Below are 22,118 nucleotides of genomic sequence, written 5' to 3'. Positions count from 1 at the left end.
ATGCTGATCACATGGTTCTCCCTTATCCAAAGCCTCAACTCACGATTTTTACATTCAGCGACACCAAGATTGAAACCTCTGATGGTAAAGTTGCGCCGCGTATCGGCCATCATCTGCTGTTTTTGGCAAGTTTTGGCATATTAGGCAGCCTATTTCCTGCTAGAGTTGTCCAATAACCATCAGTTTCAAGTCCAAAGAACCTTAGCGGAAGCCTCATACCGATGCTAAGGTCGGGGATCGCCAACCTAGCAAGCGCGCCGCAATCAGGGCTGTTGGTAATGCTTAGACCATGGGCGACTTCCGTGAAGCATATTCTAGTTGTTGCATACTGTCGATGGCTTGATCGGTAGTGGCGAGGAAAGGATGAATCATGGGTATTTTTTGGCTCCAAATCCGGCGGATCTTTGGGTTGGCCATCCTTATGGTAAGCTATGGTGTTGCCACAGCCCAACCGCAAGCAACACCTAGCGCAAGGGGGAATATCAGCAGTACGTTTGCCGCTGGCCACGAGGGTTGGCAGGTTGTGGGCGATGCCCAAGACGGTGCAAGTATCCCCGATTGGCACAGTTCAGGTGGTAATCCAAGCGGGTGTATTACGGTCGAAGATGATGTTGCTGGTGGCACGTGGTATTGGCAGGCTCCTGACCACTTTCTTGGCAACCGGGTGCTGGCTTATCAGACCGACCTAACATTTGATCTCCGCCAATCGGAAACTGACAATCAATTCGATGCTGCCGATGTCATCCTGATCGGGAATGGCATCACACTTGAATTTGATACCGCTGTAAATCCAGCAACAACGTGGACATCCTATCGTGTGCCGCTTGATGAGCAGGCAGGCTGGATTATCCAAGCAACAGGTATTGCACCGACGGCCAGTGAAATGCAGTCGGTGCTAAGCAACCTCACAACCCTTTGGATTCGAGGGGAATTTCGTGATGGCCCAGATACAGGTGGACTGGATAATGTCACATTCTCTGGCTTCCAAGCAACGACGGTTGTGTTTCTTCCCTTTGTCAGACGCTAAATCCGCGTTGCCAGCAAAGCCGAAGATCGATACTTCTGCATGGAGCACTAAAAACCCAATTCGTGCCGCTTGTGCTGTAAACTCTCCATAGTAGAGAGCAGAAAGACATTCACAAGCATTCGACGCGGATCATGCCAATTCCAGTATTGCATGATCCGCGTGAACGGCAGCTCAAACTTGAATGAGCGAGGCTTGGGATAATCGCTTATAACTCGTTTGAGTAGGATCGCCATAAAATAGCCTTCACACTCTTTTTTCAACAGTAAAAATGGGTCATCTCGGATTGCGCTGCGGGATAGCCAAATCAATCATGGGTGGTTAACCCCGTCCGGCTCGCAGCATCTGGGCATACTCATGGGGCATCGTCGTAGCCTCAATCGCCTGCACGACGCGCTCGATGTCATAGGAAACGCGGATGAACTCTACGTGGAGGTCACGGTCGATGGCCCGCAGCACAACATAGCCGGCGCGGGGGTCACCGTCCTTGGGTTTGCCGACGCTGCCCGCGTTGATGACGTGGCGTCCGCTCGGGAGCACGCGATGATACGGCAGATGGGTATGTCCGCAAACTAGCACGTCAGCGGTGACCTGATCAAGCAACCGTTCCAGGCTGCTAGCAGGACGATCTTCGAACAGGTATTCGTTAATTTTGCGCGGGCTACCATGAACCAGGACGACGCGGAGATCGCCAAGGGTATACACCAACCGATCGCTGAGGGTACGTAAGAAGGCCTTATGCTCAGCAGTTGTGTGGGTATTCGACCACGCAATCGAGCGTTTGCCAAGTGCCTCGGAAATAGGGTCTTTGTAGGCACAGCCACAATCATCGCTGTCCTGGCCTACGCCCTGATCGTAGTTCCCCATGATCGTTGGAATCTGAGCCGCCTGAATCAGCGCCACAACCTCGTTCGGCCAGGTGCCATAGCCCACCAGATCACCAAGGCAGGCCCGGTTGGGGAGTGCCCGTGCGTCCATATCGGCCAGAACCGCCTCCAGCGCTGGCAGATTGGCATGAATATCCCCAAAAATAGTTAGGGTGTCCATTGTATAGGCTCCTTGGGACCGCGCACCAGTTTATAGGCGCATGCCCCGATCACCGCGCCGATAACAGGCGCGCCAAGATAGATCCATTGGTCGTGCCAGATGCCAGCGACTAGGGCTGGCCCTAAGGAGCGCGCCGGATTCATTGATGCGCCACTAATCGGGCCGCCCCAGAGGGCATTGAGCGCGACGGTACCGCCGATAGCCAGCGCCGCGAGCTGCCCCTCCGCTCGCGTGTCAGTGGCCACCGCAACGATCACAAACATCAGCAATGCAGAAAGCACGACTTCGGCGACAATGGCTTGACTGGTGCTTCCAGCCGGACGCGTGAGACCAAGTTGCGCTACCATACCGAGCATCGCTCGTACGGTGAGGCCACCAGCGACCGCCCCCAAACTCTGGCCCAGCACATAGACGGGAACATCACGCCAAGGAAAATGGCGGGTCATTGCGAAGGCAACGGTGACCGCAGGGTTGAAGTGGGCACCAGAGATGTGGCCCGTTGCGATAATCATAACCATGATGACCAGACCAAATACTCCCGCAATGCCGAGATGCGTCAGAGCGTTGGTGGTGCTATTGACCATGATCGCGCCACAGCCGGCGGTTACTAGCGCGTAGGTGCCAATCAGTTCGGCTCCAGCCCGTTGCAAAAGGGGCGGTTTCATGCACCCCTCCGTTGTCGGTCGAGCACCGTCAAAAAGAACCGCATGCGGGTCAGCAGCTGGGTATAGGTTTGCTCAAAGGCGCGCGCCTGCTCAAGGGGAGCGGCGATCGCCGCAGGATCGGGGAAACTCCAGTGAATCTGGTGCGGATCACCAGGAAAAAGCGGGCAGATTTCGCGCGCACGGTCGCAGACCGTAATAACATAGTCAAAGTGTTCCCCTGCGTAGGCATCAAGCCGCTTTGAGGTCTGGCTACTGGTATCAATCCCATGGGCGGCGAGGGTAATGATTGCCTGTGGATGAATCGTGGATTGCTCCGTTCCAGCGCTGAAGGCCAGCACCGTTGAGCCACCAATATGGCGGAGAATGGCTTCTGCCATCTGCGATCGGGCACTATTGTGAGTACAGAGAAAGAGCACGCGCGTGGGCGCATGAGTTGCGTCCGCAGCATGCCTTGGGGCGGACGCATCATCTCCAAGGCATGGATGGAGGGTTGCGCCAGCAAGCTGGTACACAGCCTCAATATGGGCTAAATCGAGGCTGTAATAGAGATCGCGACCGTCGGCGGTGCTGCGACGCTCATGGACAAGCTGACCATCACGGAGTTGACGCAGGTGATAGGAGATCAGTTTGAGGGGCTGCTGAATCAGCGTGGCCAACTCTCCCACGCGGTAATCGCTGCCCGCCAAGGCTTTAGCAAGATTCCAACGGATATCATGGGCCAGCAGATGGAGGATCGGGGGAGCGGGGTCGGTCAAGGAAGTATGCATCTAACTTACTCCAAATCAAATTAGACTAATTTGATTTGGAGTATAGTCGATTCCCATTGATCAGGCAAGCAGGGGGAAACTACGCTTTACTGCATCCAACGCATGGTCATGAACCACTATTTAGTAGAGAGCTATCTGTGGGGAGGAGCACGGTACAATTATTCATTGACCCGCTCCACGTTGGGAGGCGAGGTATCGCTACTTGTTAGCCCACGATCGGCGCGCATGGCGGTTTATGCGGTTGACAGCGGATGCAACGTTCGGTACCATAGAGAAGCTCAGTTTTATAGCGTTCCTCGGCGCACCCAATCCGAGTTCTGGAGGAGACTGTCACAGAGGGACAGTCTTTTGTGTTGCCGTCGACCTGTCCTTATGTGCTGCCAACTCATGAACCTGTGGGTGGTGTCGTGATCGCCGCTTGGAGGGTTTGATGGCATCACCACCGACCAGCTCGCGTCCGGCTTCCCATTGGAGTGATACGCCATTGGCGCGTGTGCTTACCCCGATGCAAGAATTTATGCACTACGCCCAAGCAGGTGGCATCGCTTTAATTGCCGTTACGATCATCGCTTTGCTGCTTGCAAATACGGGCATGCACCAGCAATATGAATCGCTGTTAGCGACCTATGCTGGCATCAATCTTGGCTTGTTCGAAGTGAAACTCTCGATCCATCACTGGATTAACGATGGCCTTATGGCGATCTTCTTCTTGTTTATTGGCCTCGAAATCAAACGGGAAGTCTTAGTCGGCGAGCTTGCGCGCCTGCGGGTGGCCGCATTACCAATTATCGCCGCCATTGGCGGTGCGGTTGTGCCAGCCGCAATCTATGCGGTTCTCAATCGTGGTGGCACGGGCAGTTCCGGCTGGGGGATTCCGATGGCAACGGATATTGCCTTTGCTTTGGGATGTCTCGCGCTGCTCGGGTCGCGCGTACCAGCAGCGCTCAAAATCTTTTTAACTGCCGTGGCGATTGTTGATGATCTGATTGCCGTGATTGTGATTGCCATCTTCTATACGGCGGAGCTGAACCTTGGGGCACTCCTGGTCGGCATCGGCCTGCTCCTCTTGTTAATGGCTGCTAATCGGCTGGGGATTCGCACGCTGCTGGTGTACCTCGTTGTCGGCGTCGGAGTATGGCTGGCATTTCTGGCTTCGGGGATTCATGCAACGCTGGCGGGGGTTGCGGTTGCATTAACCATTCCTGCGCGCTTTCGAATTGATGGCGCGGCGTTTCGGGCGCGTGCCCATGCGCTTGTTGAGGGATTTCCCGTCACCACCGACGCCACAGCGCTAATGCTAACCGATGAACAACAACAACAAACCGTCCTCGAGCTCGAAGATCTTTGTGAACATGTCCAAGCTCCCCTGCAAAAGCTCGAACACCGCCTACATGGCTGGATTACCTGGTGCATTATGCCAATTTTTGCCCTCGCAAACGCTGGCGTAGTGGTGTCGCTCAGCACGCTTCACGGCCCAGCCATCCCCATTGTGCTTGGCGTGGTGTTTGGTTTGGTGCTCGGCAAACCGATTGGCTTAGTCGGTGCAAGTTGGCTGGCGGTGCGAAGTGGCTGGGTCGAGTTACCAGAGGGGGTGACGTGGGGCCACATGCTCGGGGCAGGCATGCTCGCCGGCATTGGGTTTACGATGTCGATGTTTCTTGCCACGCTTGGCTTACCCACTCCAGAAGCACAGACAGCAGCAAAACTCGCCATTTTGCTTGCCTCGCTGATCGCTGGTGGCGGTGGGATGCTCATTTTACGGCGGATGCCACAACCTCGCACCAATGACAAAAAAAGCCAGTGACCAGCGCCTAATCAGGATGGTCAGCGACTTTACAAATCGTCGCTGACCATCCTGAACGATTAGCCTTTGGCAACCAGTTGCAGCCGCTTCATGAGCATACTGATTAGCAGGATTAGCGAAATTGGAATCGTCGAGATGCTTCCAGCGCTTCGTGGCTATGGATTGGCTTGAGCCTACAGGATTGCTTTGCGTTGGAGATGAGAACTGGCAAAAATGAGGGATCGTTTAAGGTCATTCTGCATGGTATTCTAAATCCGATGGCGACAGCGCGCTTCTTATCTATTCTACTGATGCTTCCATTAAAAGCGCTGTCGTGGTGCGTCGCCTACCATCAAGCAGGCCTTCGATATGATCGGCAAGGAGGGGACTATGCCAATTATCACCATCATGACGGGCGGAACGCGCGGCGATGTACAACCCTATGTGGCGCTTGGGGTCGGCTTGCAGGCGGCTGGCTATACAGTACGAGTTGCCGCCAGTGACAATTTTGCGCCCCTTGTTACGGATGCTGGCTTGAGTTTTATTTCAACCGGTGAGAGCATTGAAGTCCTGCTGAATAGCCCCGCTTGGCGTGCAACCCTTGAACGCGGCAATTTCGTGACGATTCTGCGCCAGATGCAGCGTGAGATGCGCAGCCGTGCCGCCGAGCAAGCCCGTCAGCTTCCAGCAATTCTCCATGGTAGCGATCTGCTGATTGCTGGAATGGCTGGCTTTGGCGGGGCATTTACCGCAGCGACAGCGGCCCAAATCCCCATGCTGATTGCGCATGTCTTTCCGTTTACCCCAACCAGCATGTTTCCTAGTCCCCTTGTGCCATTGAAAACCCTTGGTGGCATGCTTAATCGCCTCTCCTTCCGCCTAATGCAGTTCGTGTTTTGGCAAACCCTGAAAGCCGCCGATGCAGCGACACGAACAACCCTTGGCCTACCAGCCGCGCCGCTAGCTGGACCTTTTGGCCAGTATGAGCGCCAGCACATCCCAGTGATCTATGGCTATAGCCCTCATGTGCTGCCGCGCCCCAGCGATTGGCCTGCGCACCATACGGTGACGGGGGCATGGTTCCTTGATCCGCCAGCAGATTGGAAACCGCCTGCCGATCTGGTTGCGTTTTTGGCAGCTGGTGAGCCACCGATTTATTTTGGGTTTGGCAGCATGGGTGGCCGCAATCCAGAAGCTGCAGGGCGTATCGCACTGGAGGCCTTGGCCCAAACTGGCCAACGGGGCATCCTTGCAGCAGGGTGGGGTGGCTTAACCGTTCGTGAGCTGCCGCCTACCGTCCACTTATTGGATGCAATTCCCCATGCGTGGTTGTTTCCGCAAATGGCCGCGATTGTGCATCATGGAGGGGCGGGAACCACCGCTGCGGCGTTGCGCGCAGGAGTACCCTCGATTGTCGTGCCTTTTATGGGCGATCAAGCATTTTGGGGCAGGCAGGTGGCCCGTTTAGGCGTCGGGCCGCCGCCCATCGCCCGCAAGACCCTGCGCACGCCCCAGTTAAGCGCGGCGATCAACCAGGTGCTGCATGATTCTCCAATGCAGCACCGAGCAGCGACTTTGGGGCAGCAGATCGCGAGCGATGCGGGAATTCTCGCTGCGGTGGCGATCATTCAGCGCCACGTGCCGCTGAATTGAATTTCAGGCCTAGCTTAACAATAAACATCTTGGAGCAGCGCTTGACGGGTGGTAAACGCCGAACCTACTTGCAACGAGCGCTGCCGCCAGTGTTCCTGTACCAGCTGATTCATCTGCTGCGTAGAGGCGGGAACTTGTAGCGTTTCAGCCAAATTGGCTTGGACGGTGCCAACCTGACCTTCGTGGAACGCACATGGCCGCAAGCTCCGAGCCCGCGCTCGCAACTCTGCAGGGCTACAATTGATACTAAGCCCATGGTCAGTGAGCCATGCATCGTTGTAGATAGTTTGCAGGTAGCGCTCGCCACTATCGGCGGCAATTACCACAATCTGGGCATCAGCAGGCAATTGTTGGGCAAAGAACATGGCAGCCAACAGCACCGCGCCACTCGAAGCGCCAACCATAATCCCTTCATGGCGCGCCAAGGTTCGACAGGCCAAAAAGGCTGCTTCATCGGGCACATTGAAGGCGTAATCGAGCAAGGCCAACGGCAAATTGGCTGGAGTCCAGCCCAACCCAACCCCAGGCATCAGATAGCTATGGGCCGCACCGCCAAAAATTGCCGAGCCAACTGCATCGACGCCAACGACCTGAACATGCGGCGCAACCAGTTTGAGCTGACGAAGGATGCCGCCAAGCTGGCCCCCAGTGCTGACCGCCGCAATCACCATGGCCAATGAATTGCCGCCCTGCACCAAAATCTCGCGCGCGGTACTGTTGGCATGGGCTTCACTGTTGAGCAGGTTGAAGCATTGGTCTGGTCGAAATGCCCCAGGAATCTGGCGCGCTAATTCGTTGGCTCTGGCAATTCTGGTTTTATGATAGCTGCCGCTGTCATCTTGCTCGGTCACAATCTCGACCTCTGCGCCATACGCTTCAAGCAAGGCCAAATTGGTTGGAGTGATTTTTGGATCAACTAGAATAATTACCCGATAGCCTTTGGCAGCGCCAAGCATCGCCAGTGAAATGCCAAAATTACCACTTGACGATTCAATGATTGTGCCGCCTTGGCTAAGCCAACCAGCCCGCTCAGCAGTTTCGATGATAAAGCGCGCTGGACGATCCTTGACGCTACCACCTGGATTGGTGCGCTCGCACTTCAGCCCAATTCGCGCCTCGTTGGCGTGGGTTAGGCGTTGCAGTTGTACCAGCGGCGTCTGACCAATCGTATCAATAATCGTAAGCATAGATTCTCCATCACGCTGGGGCGGCAGTCGTTTCGCCCTCTGAATGAGCCTCGATCGCGGCAGCAGGATTAAGCGCAGGCTTGGGCAGCGGCAACAGCACGAGGCCAATTGCGCTTACCAACCCCACCACTGCAAACACTATCCATGGCAGCAATGGCAGCGCATGGGCTGCTGCCAAATCGATCAGCCAGCCGCCTACGCCATTGCCCAAGCCACCACCAATGGCCAACGCCAGCGAACTAACCCCCAGATAGGTGCCAAGGGCTTGCGAATCGGCCAGCGCCACCGTCAAACTTTGTTGGGTTGGTCTGGTCAGCAGTGAGCCAAAGGCAAAAAAGCCAACACAGCCTAGTAAGAGGCTAAAGCTACCGACCAAGCCAACCGCACCCAAGCTCAGGGCCATCAGCCCAACCCCAATTACGAGAATTGCGCGGGTGGATAGCCGTGGCTCCAGCAGCCGGATCATTGGGTATTGCAAGCAGACCGTCATGCCAGCATTGAGCGCAAACATTACACCAACGCCATCGCTGCTGCCTGTTAGCCGTTCGACCATAATTGGCAGGCTGATATTAATTTGTACTGCCACAAACCAATAGCCCATAAGCAATGCTGTCAAGGCCAAAAAGCGTCGATCGCGAAACACGAGCGCATAGCCAGCCCCCAGCTTCTTGCTCGAATTAGCAGTGCGCACCGCTGGCAACACCAGCACCGCAATCACAAACGTCACCAAAAAGCAGGCTGCCGCACTCAAACAAACCCATTGAAAATCAAAGCGCAACAGCCATACGCCGATCAGCGGGCCAAGTGTTGTCGCCACACCACTCACAAGGTTGCTCAGCGCATAATAACGAGGCCGCGATTCATCAGTGGTCAGCATGGCAATCGAGGCCTGATAGGGCACCTCGAATAATGCCCCACCCAAGGCTGAAACCACCAAGGCAGTAAACAAACTAGGAATGGTATTGGCCCACGCTAGACTGGCAAAACCCACTGCCCGCAGCAAAACGCCGCCACACAACAGTTGGCGCGCTCCGATGCGGTCGGTCAGACTTCCCGCCACCAGTGCCAAGCCTTGTTGGGTCAATTGACGCACGGCGAGGGCCAAGCCAACGGTCACCGCCGCCCAGCCAAGCGTATTGACGAAATGCACCGCGACCAACGGCATAACCAACGTAAAGCCGCTGACCATAAAAAAGGTGAAGCCCAACAAGGCACGTAGGCCGCGTTGCCGCTCCGCCATACTTAGCTCCATGCGGTTGCTCCCTGCTCACTTGGCGCCAAAGCACGGGCCACAACTTGCAGGCGTCGTCCAAACAGGCTTTGGCCAAACGTCCAATCGCTAGTAAACGCACCAATATGCGGAGCTGGTTCGTCAAACATCACTTCGACGCCAAAGCCTGCTAGTTGCAGCAATAAACCCAGCTCTTGAGGAAAAAGCAACCGATGTTGTAGGTGCTCGTGCAGCGCTGGCTGATCAGGAAATAGCCATGTATAGTAGCGTTCGAGAAGTTGTGTACTTGGCGTTATGTCAAATCGCGTCAAGCCAACGAGTGTGCCATTTGCCAGCTTGGTTTCCTCGCGATGTTCTTGGCGCAGCCAGCGTTGGCCTGCTTCGGTCAAGAAAAAGGCAGCATTGCGCATATCCAGCACCAACACGCCACCCTCAACGAGGTGTTGGCGAAACCGCCGCAACGTGCCGAGCAATTCAGCGTTGGTCAAATTGTAAAGCAGGGTGCTGCCAACACAAATAATTGCATCAAAGGCACAATCAAGCGCAAAGGTTTGTTGGCTGGCCTGAACAAAACGCAGGCTTGGGTTACGTTGGCTGGCCCATGCGATCATCGCCGCCGACGAATCGATGCCAATTGGCTGATAGCCTTGGGTTTGCAGATAGGCGATTTCGCGCCCAAGCCCACAGCCCACATCAAGCAGCCGTGGCCCTGGCGCAAACTGCTCAAGCAGGCCATGCAAAAAGCGTCCCATCGCCTGCTCAGGGTCGGGAATTACATGATCGTAGAGCTGGGGATAATCGTGTAACAGGTTGGAAAAATTGCTTGGAAGCTCCATCCGTCCTCCAGAACGAATCACACAGGGTTATTGATAGCGATAGAGCACGCTTGGCTCGGCGCTAAATTGCGAAAAAGGAAATGGCTCAGCTGATACCGCTGTCACGCCATGATCAAGAAACTGCGGCACAATGCTGCTGCCAGTTTGGGCATAGACCACCAGCGGCACCGAGCGCGCCCGCACCCGCTCCAAAATGTGATCAAATGAGCCATTGCTCAAGGTCATGCCAGTTGCAATCACCACATCAGCGGCGTCAAGTGCTGGCTCCATCGTGTTGCTTACTGGGTCGCCCCATTGGGTTTGGCGCAGGTTGAAGTCGCAGGGCAAACACACGCCACGCTGTTCGCGAATCGCTTGCACCAACGGATTAACCACTCCAATCAGCGCAACCTGTTGGCCTGGCTCAATCTTCAGCAAGCTTACAATCGCCCGATCACGGGCTAAAGCACGATCGTGCGGGGTGCCAAGGGGCAGCTGCCATGGCGTAGCACGGGCTGCATCACGATGTGGCTCGACGCTGCCGAAGTAGGCATCAAGCGCGGCAATGCGCACAGGCAAACGCGGATCAGCCAGCAAGCTTGCCAGCGAAGCGCCCGCCAGATCTTCAGCAACCAGCGCTGGCAGATCGTCGCGTTCAACGCAGCAAGCGCCAAACGCTGACCCCGAGCGCAGCAGCAAATAGTAGTTGCGATACAGCTGGGTTGTGCCCGGAAACTTGGTACTTTGGGCAATCCACATTGCGCCGGTGGCAAATAGCTCAGTGGGATCAAGCGTATAAGCCCCACCCAGAACTGCTTTAATCAATTCGCCAACGCTTGCAGCAGCGATGGAATTTGGCTTAGCCATTGCGAGCAACCTCCAAACTTGGCTGCTCGGCAAATTCAAATTCCAGCAAAGCCGCCGCTTGGCTAGCAAATGAACGGGCTTGCAAGCCATCAGCATCAACCGCAACCACATGGCCCAAATAACAAGCATTATCGATCGGCTGATCAATTGTGCTGCCAGCAGTCGCGCTAAGCGTCCAGCGGGCAACATGCGGCGCGTTGGCAAGCGCAGTTTGGCCATGAATCGCCTGCACTGTGCCAGCCTGGTTGGGCACCAAAAATTGAATTGCCGCACTCGAAATGCTGGTTTCGCGTGGCTGCACGTTTGGTCGTTGCCCAAGCGCTAGCTCAATTGTCGCATTCAGCAGATTAATCCCACTGACCCGATCAACCAATTCGGCGATGTAATTGCCGCCAACACGCGGATTGATCTCGACAATGCGTGGGCCAGTGGGAGTCAGCTTAACTTCGGTATGACTGATGCCATGATCAAAGCCCACCGCCGTGAGCGCAGCCCGCACAAGCTCAATAGTTACGCTTTGATCCTGCTCGCTCAGCGCAGCCGGAAACATATGGCTATCTTCGATAAAATATGGCTCGCCAGTGAGGCCCTTATCAGTAATCCCAAGGATGGTGGTTTCGCCAGCAAATGTACATGCTTCAACGCTAACTTCTGGGCCATGCATATAGGCTTCGAGCAAAACCGCTCGCTCGCGGGGCTGGTCGCGGAAGTTGCGCTCAAAACCAGCAAGCGTTGTATAGCTTTCGCGTAGCTCAGCGTCGTTGTGTACCAAGCGCACATAGGCACTCGAAGCCAAATCGGTCGGCTTAATCACCAACGGATAGCCAATCGTCAGCGCCGCAGTTTGGGCTTCGCTCCACGAGTTCACCAGTTGATACGCTGGATTTGCCAATCCTGCCCGATCTAGCGCTTGGCGCAACAGGCCTTTATTGCGAATGCTACGAACGTGGCTCGGAAACGAACATGGCAAATCAAGCACAGCAGCCACTTGGCGCGCAGTGTCGATGTAATAATCGCAAATCGTCAGCACGCCATCGAAATGCAGCAAGCGATGTTGCTCACGTAGAAAATCTATCAGCGCTGCTTCGTCATTGGTTTCCGTCGTAAGCACATGTTGGGCATAAGCCAGCACTGGGTGGGTAGCTGGTGGCGTCGCGTAATGCTCCCGCCGCCGCGTCACAAAACTATAGCTATGGCCCAGTGCCGTAATGGCCGCTGGCAAAATCTGGCCCGTTCCCCCAACCCAACTCTCTAGCATCAACAGATGCCCCATCGCATGCCCCTTCAGCTATATAATAATACTCAGTATCAATAATCCTTGATAATAATACTAAGTCTCAATAATTTGTCAAGCGTGGGCGAGGTTGATTAAAGCTAGCAAGGGTTGGCTGGTACACAAAAACCGCAGCAAGGCTGCGGTTTTATGCGCTGAAGAATGCAAAACTATTGAGCACCACCCTAGGGCTATGATTTTAGCCGAAACATCGAGAGCGGAAACGACGATTCGGTTAACGATGAGCGAATAAGCTGCTCATTATAGTTAAACGTTAGCTCGTTAAGATGCCAGTTTGAGATAAACGCGCCTTCGATTGGCCCGTTTGGATTGGCTTTTACATAGCCCGACAAAAGCCGGGCAACATAGGTTGAAAGGCTATAGCGGCTACCACTACCTTGGCCACCGATAGGATGGCCTAAGTTTGTCACATCATCAGGATGGCGCTGGGCAAAGGCAATTGCAATTTGATAGGCGGTCAAAAATGGCCGCCCAAGATGATGTTCATCAGCAACGTCGGGGACAGCAGCAAGAATAGCGTGCAGTTTTGGAATAATGTCATGCGTTTCGCTAAAACTCATCATAATCTCCATCAATATAAACTACAATGGTTGTTATGCTTGCAAAAAATCCTCATTCTCAATGGATCTTGCTTCAATGACCGATTATAGCATTCAGCGTAGCAAATGCTCATGGAATCGTTTTTTCGTAGGAACAAGTGAACAATCTCGGATGTTTTACGTACTACAAGCAACTGCGTTCTCGATGGTAGATTAAGGAGGGTTTCGATGAACTATGTGTTTGTGCTTTTGCTGGCAGTTGTACTGCTTCAGGGATGTGATTCTGCACCACAATCTAGCATTCCCCAAGAGTCTGTGCTAGCCACCGCAACGATAATGCAGGCCAAGCTGCTACCGTCGGCAACGTCAGTTCAAGCTACGCTGGCGCAACCAACGCCCACTGAGGAGGAGTGGTATGAATATCGTGGTTGCGAAACATTAGATCATCCTGTCTATCCCCAGCGGCTCCTGTATCCTGACTATTCTGATCTTCTTCAGACCGAGACTCCCACTGATCTCGCTGCTATCCGGCATACGACGTTTAGCAGTTCTGCAACAGCAGCCACGATTTTGGCTTGGTATCGCGAACAAGCCCTTGCTGCTGCGTGGCAGGAAGAGCAATTTAGTGCAACAACAAGCACCTATAGCTACACGGCAAATGGAGTCTGTGGCCCTGCATTTGGGATGACGATTACCGTTACGGACGATGCTGCTGGTTCTACGGTGAGCATGACCCGCGAAATATCTGGCCCGTTTTCAGTAAAGAATTGGCCCCAAGATTAAATGGATAAGACGATCCGCGCTTGTGCACAAACGCGGATCGTCTCGGATAAGGACGGTCGTGAATTGGCGTCATCCTGCTAGTTCGCGGTTGAGAGCATAACAGCATCTGCGCCAGCAGGCAGATGCATTGGACTTGCAGCATCGGTGACTGCCTGCCAGATGGCTTCGGCCACATCGAGCGATCGGGTGCGCGGTTGCGCACGGCGGGCAGCCATGGCCTCAGTAACGCCCTGCGCAAATTCGGCGTAGGCTTCGGGAACACTAAGACCCTGCGTTCGCATAGCGGTCTGTGCATTCTGGCCAAATGCGGTTTCCGGCGAACTCCCGGGCAGTACCAACCGTACCCGCACGCCGAATGGTTCAAGCTCCAAGGCGAGCGAATCGCTGAACGCGTTGAGCGCCGCCTTGCTTGCGGTGTATACCGCGAGCATTGGAAGCGGCTTGAGCGTCGTGCTGGAAGAGACGTTTACAATAACTCCGCTCTGCTGCTGACGGAACTGCGGCAGGAAGGCCTGGGTCACGGCCATCGCGCCGAACGTGTTGGTCTCAAACGTGGCGCGGATTGTCTCGATCGGAGTACCCTCGACAATGCCGAGCAGACCAACACCAGCGTTGTTGACCAGCACATCGATTGGTCCGACGGCTTGCACTGCGGCGCGAATGCTCGCTGGATCGGTGACATCAAGCGCGAGGACGCGCAGATGCTCGGACGGTGGCAACACGTCGGCATTTGGTGTTCGCATCGTGGCAATGACCTTCCAGCCGCGTTCGAGAAAGGTACGTGCCGTTTCGAGGCCGAATCCGGTCGAGCATCCTGTGATTAAGATCGTGTTCATGGTGGCTCCTCGTTGAAAGATGATGCTGTAAGTATAGCCAGCACTACCTGGACGTGCTACACTAGAACGTCCACGTTTCATTTGTAGGAGTCCAAAAATGATTGACCCGCTGGCAGAGGTTGTCACGCTGCTTCAGCCGAGTGCCCCATTCTCAAAGCTAGTGAGTGGCGCAGGCTCGTGGATTGTGCGACGGACGGAGGTTGGCAGGCCCTTTTACTGCGCAATCCTTGCAGGGACGATTCGGCTTACCGTCGATGGCTGCGCGCCGCTGCTCCTCGAACAGGGTGATTTCGTGCTGATCCCATCAGCCTTCGACTTCACTGTGTCGAGTGTTGTAGCAGCACCACAGGAACACGCCAGCAACCACGTTGTGTTCCCCAATGGTGAAATCCGTCATGGTGTGGCAAGCGGCCCGCCTGATGTGCGCATGGTGGTGGGCTACTGTGTCTTCGATTCCCCAGATGCCCGCCTGCTTGTCTCGCTGCTCCCGCAACTTGTGCACGTTCGCCACGAGCGCCGACTCGCTATCCTTATGGAGCTTGTCCAAGAAGAAGCGCGCGAGCAGCGAGCTGCGCGTGAGGTTATTCTTGCCCGCCTGCTTGAAGTGCTGCTTATTGAAGCGTTGCGCTCGGCAGCAGGAACCGCAGCATCACCAAGCCTGCTGCGTGGGTTGGCCGATGAGCGGCTGGCGATTGCTCTACGCCGAATGCACGAGCAGCCGACTAGGGCGTGGACGGTGGCCGAGTTGGCCAACGAGGCTGCGCTTGGGCGTTCGACCTTCTTTGAGCGCTTCCGGCAGGCAGTCGGCGTAACGCCAATGGAATACCTGCTCAGCTGGCGGATAGCGCTGGCGAAAAATATCCTGCGCGACAAGAGCGTGAGTGTTGCCGACGTCGCCGAGCAGGTTGGCTACAGCTCCGCGAGCACCTTCAGTGTTGCCTTTACACGGCACGTTGGGGTGCCGCCAACCCAGTATGCGCGGGAGCAAGCGCTGCTCCAAGCATGATGATGGTGATAATTGATTGACGCCAGAACGCTAATTCTGGCGTCAATTTCAGAAGCATATCCACGCTCGGTCGCAGTATGAGTTCTAAAATCGGACATCGATACTCATGGCTCACCCTGGCAAAAAGTGGCGCTCGATCTGGTCACGCTGACTGTAAAGTTCCCAATACAGCGGCGCAATGTTTTCCGGTGCTGCCCCTGGCTGTTGTCCGATCCAAGCGCTAATTGCGATATGCGCAGCCTGAATTCCGTGCTCCGCCAGCACCGCATGCAGGCTGTAAACCCAATTGCGCAGCCCTGCGCTGGCAATCCCAATGTTTGCAAACATTGGCGATGGGCTAATCGAGGAGCCACCTGTTGTGAACAGCAACGTGCCACTGCCGCGCGCCAGCATATCGGGCAATACCTGTTCGACCGCAGTGATCGCACCATAGATGTAGAAGTCGATCTGCGGCTGAAGGTTGGCGATACTGACCTCGGTTGGCGTAGCTGAGGGAAGCGCCGCATTAGCAGGCGAGAATTCGAGGACATCCACCGGGCCGAAGCGTGCTTTAATTGCAGCAAAGGCGGCGACGAGCGATGAGCGCTCAGATACATCGGCAGTAAAACCCGCTGCCGTAATGCCCTCTTGCTCAAGCTGTGCAACAAGCTCCGTAAGTTTGGCTTGATTGCGCGCGACTAGGGCTACTTGAAACCCGTTGCGCCCAAATGTCTGTGCGATCGCGCGACCCATCCCTGGCCCGGCGCCGACAATTGCGAGTGTAGGCATAAAATGTGTTCTCCATTATTGCAGATATCGGCACACTCCTAGAGCAGCACGATGAGAAAATCGACCTAGGTTATTCGCTATGGAGGGCTGGCCTGCATGCGCTCATCCTAAAACGAGCACCTTGGCAAGCAATAACATCGCTCCCAGCAGCATGTGCACAATGCAATGGGCGATCGATAGGCAACCAGTAAGAATAAGCCATAACTGTTGCTTAGACAACAGATGTTGCCAATAGTATGATAGATGGCTGAACTGCTCGTCAACCACCAAATCTGCTGGTTTGTCGCTTAGACAACAGTTGGGGCAAAATGTTGATTAATGCCGATGGTGGGAAGATCATTGATCAATGCCAGTGGTTGCAGGAGGAATTGAAAATAATGATCTGCACGAAGTGACGATGGACCAGCGCAGACTGCCACTGTTGAATCTAGGCAATCCAAATCGCTAATGATCAATTGCTTGAACAAATAGGCTGGAGTTAGATAATGAATACCTCGCCATCACCCAAATCGCCAAATGCTATCGTCGATACGCTTAAGCGGCTGAGCGGTTTTTGCCTCATTGGCATGCTTTTTGTCTTTGCATTCCAATACGATAATAAGACGATTGCTTTAATGACAATGCCTGATATTCGTGCTACCCGCACTGTTCCGACGGCGGCCTATCGGCTTTATACGTGGGACAAAGGATTACAGCTGATTATCGTCGCAGATGGCCCCACGATGCAGGAAACCTGTGCGAGACCAATTATCGATCAGCAGAAAGTTTATCAGTGCCAGTTGCGGTTTGCAGATGGCACGCTCGTGACATCGACGATTTGGGAGGAATCGGATCGCAGTAGACAATTTGCATGGGTAGAGATGAATGGCAAGCGTTATTCGATCGCTGGTCGCGGATATGTAATGCGCATTCGAGCTGCTGGCGCGCAAACAGAGATCACACGCTTCCAACGCACGTTTCCGGTCTTTCCCCCAGGCGCCGAAGCCAGCACACTCGAGGCATGGCTGGCAACCGACCCTGAGTTTGCGTCGATCGCAGCAGCCTTTGCCAAACAGTAGTATTCCTAAACAGATCGATAGCATTAAATTTACGTAACTTTATGTCAATATCAGCTATAAAAACTAGCTTGCTGGTTCTAAAAGTGGCATGCGTAATTGTTCGGCTAGCGCAATCACGGTTTGATCAAGGTTATCAATTGTGGGATAGCCTTCTGGCGTAAATTCGATTGGAATGAAGCTGCTTTGGTGTTTGCCATCATTGGCCGTTCCAGTCAGAATAATGCCAGTTATGCGTTGGTTGCCGTTGGACAAATGTTCAACTTTATCTTGGGCATTAAGCTCACTATAGCGCCCAAGATTCCATGTGATGTCAGCAAAGCGTGAGCGTAATAGCGTTTCCAGCTGCACAACGACGCCGTTATAAACCTCAGCAATATGCGTATCCGAACTCATAATTTGCTCCTTTTAACTAGTTGATTGACTATTTCTAAGGTTAAGAATGAGCAAGAATTAGACCGAAGCATAGAAAATAATTTATTCACCATTCTGTATTACAGAATAATCTTCATCTTGGTAATTAACAAATGTTTATTTTTGGGCAATAGCTTGCAACCATTTCGATATTCGTTTGCGATGCCAAACAGCTATCCTGCATGCACATCGTTGCTTGTATGTGCAAAGGAATCCACAATGCGCTTTTTAGAATGGATAGCATGTTTAGCCTTTTTGCCAGCGTTGTTTTTGCCGTTTATGCCGCAACCCACGCGCGCACGCTGGCGCTTGAGTACAGCACTGCTGCCAGCGGTTGTAAGTTTGATCCAGATTCTGCTCGAGGGTTGGCGGATTCAACTACTGCCGTTGTATGGACTGGCAAGCTTGGTATTGCTGAATCAATTACTGGCGTCTAGTGAGCGTCGCTTGCGGATCATCAGTGGCATCAGCTTTGTGGGGCTTGTTTTGAGCATTATTGGTGCAAGCTGGTTGCTGCCAGTGCCAAGCTTGCCTACGCCGACAGGACTGTATGCAGTTGGTATTGTCGATCGTGTAGTGGTTGATTCAAGCAGACAACGCCGTCTCATGGTTTCGGTTTGGTATCCTGCGGCCTATGCTGGCGAACCTGCCTCATTAACTAAATACCCTGATCAGATTGCTGCCGGGCTAGGAGATATGACCGGAATTCCTGCATTCGTGTTTCAACATTTACGCTATATCACGCTTGCTGCCAGCGAGGGTGTGCCTATGCTATCAACCGCTGGTCCATTGCCAGTGCTGGTGTTTTCGCCGGGTATGGTTGGCTTACGCGCCCAAAATAGCTCGACATTTCAGGAACTGGCAAGTTGGGGCTATCTGGTGGTTGCCATCGATCACACTGATGCAGCAGCAGTAACCGTGTTTCCTGATGGCGAAGTGCGCTTTTCAAATTTCGCCCATTTTGGCATCGATCCAGCCCAGGAAGTGACGACCGAGCAGATCAATCAGCACGTGTTACCAGTCTGGATTGCCGATCAGCGCTTCGTTTTGGATACGCTTGAACGTTGGAATGCAAACGATAGCTTATTGGCTGGCCAGCTTGATCTCAGCCACATTGGTATCTTTGGCCATTCGTTTGGTGGCGCAACTGCCTTGGAAACCTGCGAGGTTGATGCTCGCTGCAAGGTTGTGATCAATCTTGATGGCGGGCTATATGGCAAAAGCGTTGAGCGTGCTGCAACCAAGCCCTTACTGCTGATCACGTCACAGGAAAGCAGCAATTTAGTCACTGCGGTCACAAACTGGAACCACTTAATCAGCAATGCCCAGAATCAGGCAGTTTGGCTAGAATTGCCCAACAGCTCGCATTTGTCGTTTACCTTTGCTCAGCTGTTATCGCCCTTGTTGGCGCCTGATGGCTTTGAGCCACGCCAAGGTTTAGCGCTTGTAGATAGTTATGTGCGAATGTTTCTCGATGGGCATTTGCGCAGCGCAGGCCACGAGCAATTTACTAATTTAGCACAGCGCAACGAGATGCACTGGCTTGCGAAGTAAGCTGAAAACGAGGCTCGACAGCATGGAAACTGCCGATCCGTCTGCAAAATCTGTGCGCTCAGCTGATAGTCAGAGCTTTAAGCCATCTTAATAATATTTAAACATTTTTGTGGTAGAGTATTCTACACATAGAAGCCGATACTCATACTTGCTGCTTTGCTGAAAGCGGTCTCAACGATTGATCATTGCCACCATTTTTGCCGCCCAAGCCAATCGCGTCGCCGCTTGAAGCCATGCATGCTAGTGGTGTATTGATGGTGTCGAAGGATGGTAAGGATGAGAACCCAACATTGGCGGCTGGTCGTTGGTTTGGTCGTTGTCGGATTATTGATGAGCAGCGGATTGCTGGTGGCAAGGCCAAAGGCTGTAGCAGCCTCGCGCACGAGCTTGCAGGCAACAGCGTTGGCAACAACCTATTATGTTGATGCAACGCTTGGCAATGATACAACGGGCAATGGTAGTAGTGGCCAACCTTGGCGCACGCTTGCGACCGCGATTGCGCTAGTCGCTCCAAATCAAGGCCACACGATTCACCTTAGTCCAGGCACTCACCTCGTCCCCAATAAATTGTATGTTCCAACTGGGGTAAATATTCAAGGTGCTGGCGTGGATACAACCATCTTGACTGGCGCAACGTGGACTCCCAATGGCGCGACCTATGATGAAGGTATGTTGAATTTCATCTCTGCTCCAGCAGCAAATGGCAACCAGTCGATCCACGATTTAAGCATTAATGGCAACAATCGCAGTTTACACGTGGGCATTTACATGCAAGGGCGGCATAATTTCGAACTCTACAACCTGAAGATTAGCGATGTCGATTTTGCTGCAATTAACATCAATGCTGATGGCAGCATTCGCTACAATCCAGACGATGATAGCGCAGATGCTCATATTCCGCCAACAACCTATGTCCAAAACCTGAAATTACATCACTTTTCGGTGATCAATTCAGGCAAACATATGGGTAGTTGGATGAGTGGGGCAGTACAAATTGGCGGGCTTGATGGCGCTGAGATTCACGATTTTGTGATTAATAGCCCAACTAGCGATGCCTATGGCTTGAAATTTGCCAAAGGTGGTTGGTTTAAGCATACCCACATTCATCATGGCAGCATTATTTCTGATCCGAATATTACCAGTGGCACATGGCGCGGCATGGCTGCTAGTATCGAATTATGGAATTTACTGGAAGGCAATGAAATTAATAATGTCCAAGTTAATACGTGGACATCGTTTGTTAGTTGGTACGATAATAATCAACTTCCAGCAGCAACCACGCTTGATTTTCACGATAATAACTTGAATTTAACTGAATGGTGTACCCCGGGAGTCGCTTGTAAACCGCAGAATGAATACAATTGGTATGGCAATTTGGCCATCGAAGTGGCAATGAGCAATACCAAGATTCAGCATAATTATATTAAAAATCCTGGTGAAGCTGGAATTGCTGTGTGGTCGGGTGCAGATGAAAATGTCGGACCTGAACGCAAAAATAATCAGATTTCACAAAATATTTTTGAATCAGGCACAACAACCAATCATCGGATGCTCCATGTGCAGGCATCCTATATCGATGGCGTAAAATTTTATAACAACACTGGTTATGGCTCATTTGGCATTCCAATTTATATCCAACGCCGCGATAAACCTGGTATCTATTTAAAAAATATTGAGATTCGCAATAATATCTTCCAAACCAATGAAATTGGCACATTAAACACAATTGTTGCGACTGAATGTGTTGTGGCTGCTGCATGTAGCAACCTTATTTTGAGCAATAACAGCTATGCAAGCACAAATTGGGGCTTTTTTGTCAATTATGGACCGCCAGTAACCAGCGTCAGCTTGAGCAACAATTGGCAGCAACTAGCAGGCCTCACCTTGGCAGGCGCCAAGCCCTATCCATTTTATGCTTTAGCCAGCAGCAGCAGTTTTGCGGTCGATAAAGGCATTAATGTTGGTCTCGCCTACACTGGCAGCGCTCCCGACCTTGGGGCCTATGAATTTAGTCCAATTGTGATTACCCCAACTGCAACGCCGACCCGCACGCCGACGGTAACGCCAACGCGTACCCCAACTGCAACGCCGACCCGCACGCCGACGGCAAGCCCAAGCCCAACCCCTGGCCCAACTAATCTGTTGCGCAACCCGGGGATGGAGCAAGGCAGCACTTTCTGGGGATGCTGTACGTTGACGGTTGTCAATAGCCCTGTTTATCAAGGGGCAAATGCGCTGAAATTCAGCCAACGGGTTGCAGCATGGAACGGCCCTGCCCAAGAACTGAACCTTGCTAGTTTCCAAGCAGGTGTGACCTATCAAACCAAAGCTTGGGTGCGCAGCGCAAGTGGCACACCGCAAGCCCGAATTATGCTGCAAATTGAAACCACAACAGGCAATCAATGGCTTCAACTCTCGCCAAATACCACCCTATCGAATAGCGCATGGACCCAATTGAGCGGCCAAATAACCCCAACCTGGACTGGTACATTGCAACGGGTGACGTGGTATATCGAAACCGCAGCTGGTACCGATGACTTGTATCTTGATGCAACTGAATTGATTAAGCCATAAGCTTCAATTCATTGTGCATAGCTATGCTTTCTCTGATAAAGTAATTAATTCTGTTGAGCAGAATAATCTTTATTATATGTTTACGGTTAAAAACGCGCTTCACTGTTGAAGCGCGTTTTTTTGATCAGATGGCGTTCCACCTGGCGTTCCACCTCGAAATAGCGAACATTCCATTATATGTCCCCGAATCACCATATCATAGACTTTGTGAGGAATATTCATTGTATCTTCTGTTTTGCAGAATAATCCGCATTAT

General features: G+C 53.1%; 20 protein-coding genes. 8 read left to right on the top strand and 12 right to left on the bottom strand.

Going from position 1 to position 22,118, the window contains the following annotated elements:
- Window positions 1-370: 370 nt before the first annotated feature.
- Window positions 371-1,027: a laminin B domain-containing protein gene (locus SE18_RS02155; protein ID WP_054532773.1), complete on the top strand. Its 657-nt coding sequence runs from the start codon at window positions 371-373 to the stop codon at window positions 1,025-1,027.
- A gap of 318 nt (window positions 1,028-1,345) precedes the next feature.
- Here SE18_RS02155 and SE18_RS02150 read toward each other — a convergent pair whose 3' ends face one another.
- From SE18_RS02150 to SE18_RS02140, 3 genes are read right to left on the bottom strand one after another with little or no spacing between them, the layout of a single operon-like run.
- Window positions 1,346-2,071 carry a metallophosphoesterase family protein gene (locus tag SE18_RS02150; RefSeq protein WP_054532772.1) on the bottom strand — a complete coding sequence of 242 codons (726 nt, stop codon included), beginning with the start codon at window positions 2,069-2,071 and terminating at the stop codon, window positions 1,346-1,348.
- A complete protein-coding gene (locus SE18_RS02145; RefSeq protein WP_054532771.1) occupies window positions 2,059-2,736 on the bottom strand; it encodes an MIP family channel protein in 678 nt (225 codons plus the stop codon). Before SE18_RS02145 ends, SE18_RS02150 begins: the two co-directional genes overlap by 13 nt.
- Window positions 2,733-3,503, bottom strand: a complete 771-nt coding sequence (locus tag SE18_RS02140) for an arsenate reductase/protein-tyrosine-phosphatase family protein (protein WP_054532770.1) — start codon at window positions 3,501-3,503, stop codon at window positions 2,733-2,735. Before SE18_RS02140 ends, SE18_RS02145 begins: the two co-directional genes overlap by 4 nt.
- A 430-nt stretch (window positions 3,504-3,933) precedes the next feature.
- On the opposite strand from SE18_RS02140, the gene nhaA reads away from it, so the two are divergent.
- Together nhaA and SE18_RS02130 are read left to right on the top strand one after the other, a co-directional pair.
- Complete coding sequence (gene nhaA / locus SE18_RS02135; protein ID WP_054532769.1) at window positions 3,934-5,307, top strand: Na+/H+ antiporter NhaA; 1,374 nt, start codon at window positions 3,934-3,936, stop codon at window positions 5,305-5,307.
- A gap of 369 nt (window positions 5,308-5,676) precedes the next feature.
- On the top strand, window positions 5,677-6,939 hold the full coding sequence (locus SE18_RS02130) for a glycosyltransferase (protein WP_054532768.1): 1,263 nt from the start codon (window positions 5,677-5,679) through the stop codon (window positions 6,937-6,939).
- A 14-nt stretch (window positions 6,940-6,953) separates the two neighbouring features.
- Here SE18_RS02130 and SE18_RS02125 read toward each other — a convergent pair whose 3' ends face one another.
- The 6 genes from SE18_RS02125 to SE18_RS02100 form a co-directional block, all read right to left on the bottom strand.
- On the bottom strand, window positions 6,954-8,126 hold the full coding sequence (locus SE18_RS02125) for a cysteine synthase family protein (RefSeq protein WP_083469673.1): 1,173 nt from the start codon (window positions 8,124-8,126) through the stop codon (window positions 6,954-6,956).
- A gap of 10 nt (window positions 8,127-8,136) precedes the next feature.
- A complete protein-coding gene (locus SE18_RS02120; protein WP_201783463.1) occupies window positions 8,137-9,366 on the bottom strand; it encodes an MFS transporter in 1,230 nt (409 codons plus the stop codon).
- A 2-nt stretch (window positions 9,367-9,368) separates the two neighbouring features.
- Complete coding sequence (locus tag SE18_RS02115) at window positions 9,369-10,193, bottom strand: class I SAM-dependent methyltransferase (protein ID WP_054532767.1); 825 nt, start codon at window positions 10,191-10,193, stop codon at window positions 9,369-9,371.
- A gap of 27 nt (window positions 10,194-10,220) precedes the next feature.
- Complete coding sequence (locus SE18_RS02110) at window positions 10,221-11,039, bottom strand: Rossmann-like domain-containing protein (RefSeq protein WP_054532766.1); 819 nt, start codon at window positions 11,037-11,039, stop codon at window positions 10,221-10,223.
- Window positions 11,032-12,312, bottom strand: a complete 1,281-nt coding sequence (locus tag SE18_RS02105) for an ATP-grasp domain-containing protein (RefSeq protein ID WP_054532765.1) — start codon at window positions 12,310-12,312, stop codon at window positions 11,032-11,034. Before SE18_RS02105 ends, SE18_RS02110 begins: the two co-directional genes overlap by 8 nt.
- A 191-nt stretch (window positions 12,313-12,503) precedes the next feature.
- Window positions 12,504-12,893, bottom strand: a complete 390-nt coding sequence (locus SE18_RS02100; protein WP_054532764.1) for a hypothetical protein — start codon at window positions 12,891-12,893, stop codon at window positions 12,504-12,506.
- A gap of 207 nt (window positions 12,894-13,100) precedes the next feature.
- On the opposite strand from SE18_RS02100, the gene SE18_RS02095 reads away from it, so the two are divergent.
- Complete coding sequence (locus SE18_RS02095) at window positions 13,101-13,655, top strand: hypothetical protein (protein ID WP_054532763.1); 555 nt, start codon at window positions 13,101-13,103, stop codon at window positions 13,653-13,655.
- Between the two features lie 77 nt (window positions 13,656-13,732).
- On the opposite strand, the gene SE18_RS02090 is transcribed toward SE18_RS02095, so the two are convergent.
- The gene (locus SE18_RS02090; RefSeq protein ID WP_054532762.1) at window positions 13,733-14,491 is read right to left on the bottom strand and encodes an SDR family oxidoreductase; all 759 of its coding nucleotides are present in this window, start codon (window positions 14,489-14,491) and stop codon (window positions 13,733-13,735) included.
- Between the two features lie 97 nt (window positions 14,492-14,588).
- Between SE18_RS02090 and SE18_RS02085 the strand changes: the two genes are divergently transcribed.
- The gene (locus tag SE18_RS02085; protein WP_054532761.1) at window positions 14,589-15,497 is read left to right on the top strand and encodes an AraC family transcriptional regulator; all 909 of its coding nucleotides are present in this window, start codon (window positions 14,589-14,591) and stop codon (window positions 15,495-15,497) included.
- 111 nt (window positions 15,498-15,608) lie between these two features.
- Here the strand turns inward: SE18_RS02085 and SE18_RS02080 are convergent, their stop codons facing one another.
- Window positions 15,609-16,265: an SDR family NAD(P)-dependent oxidoreductase gene (locus SE18_RS02080; protein ID WP_054532760.1), complete on the bottom strand. Its 657-nt coding sequence runs from the start codon at window positions 16,263-16,265 to the stop codon at window positions 15,609-15,611.
- Window positions 16,266-16,750: 485 nt separating this feature from the next.
- Here SE18_RS02080 and SE18_RS02075 point away from each other — a divergent pair, with 485 nt between their 5' ends.
- The gene (locus SE18_RS02075) at window positions 16,751-17,323 is read left to right on the top strand and encodes a hypothetical protein (RefSeq protein WP_054532759.1); all 573 of its coding nucleotides are present in this window, start codon (window positions 16,751-16,753) and stop codon (window positions 17,321-17,323) included.
- Between the two features lie 63 nt (window positions 17,324-17,386).
- Here SE18_RS02075 and SE18_RS02070 read toward each other — a convergent pair whose 3' ends face one another.
- Window positions 17,387-17,716, bottom strand: a complete 330-nt coding sequence (locus SE18_RS02070) for a hypothetical protein (RefSeq protein ID WP_054532758.1) — start codon at window positions 17,714-17,716, stop codon at window positions 17,387-17,389.
- A 237-nt stretch (window positions 17,717-17,953) separates the two neighbouring features.
- On the opposite strand from SE18_RS02070, the gene SE18_RS02065 reads away from it, so the two are divergent.
- Together SE18_RS02065 and SE18_RS02060 are read left to right on the top strand one after the other, a co-directional pair.
- A complete protein-coding gene (locus SE18_RS02065) occupies window positions 17,954-19,288 on the top strand; it encodes an alpha/beta hydrolase family protein (RefSeq protein ID WP_054532757.1) in 1,335 nt (444 codons plus the stop codon).
- A gap of 276 nt (window positions 19,289-19,564) precedes the next feature.
- Window positions 19,565-21,862, top strand: coding sequence for a carbohydrate binding domain-containing protein (locus SE18_RS02060; RefSeq protein ID WP_054532756.1), 2,298 nt, complete (start codon window positions 19,565-19,567; stop codon window positions 21,860-21,862).
- Window positions 21,863-22,118 lie beyond the last annotated feature (256 nt).

Origin of the sequence: Herpetosiphon geysericola, from assembly GCF_001306135.1 — a bacterium.
Classification (GTDB): Bacteria; Chloroflexota; Chloroflexia; order Chloroflexales; family Herpetosiphonaceae; genus Herpetosiphon; species Herpetosiphon geysericola.
Note: the sequence above shows the minus strand (reverse complement) of the source record. Positions and strands in the feature narration are given on the sequence as shown.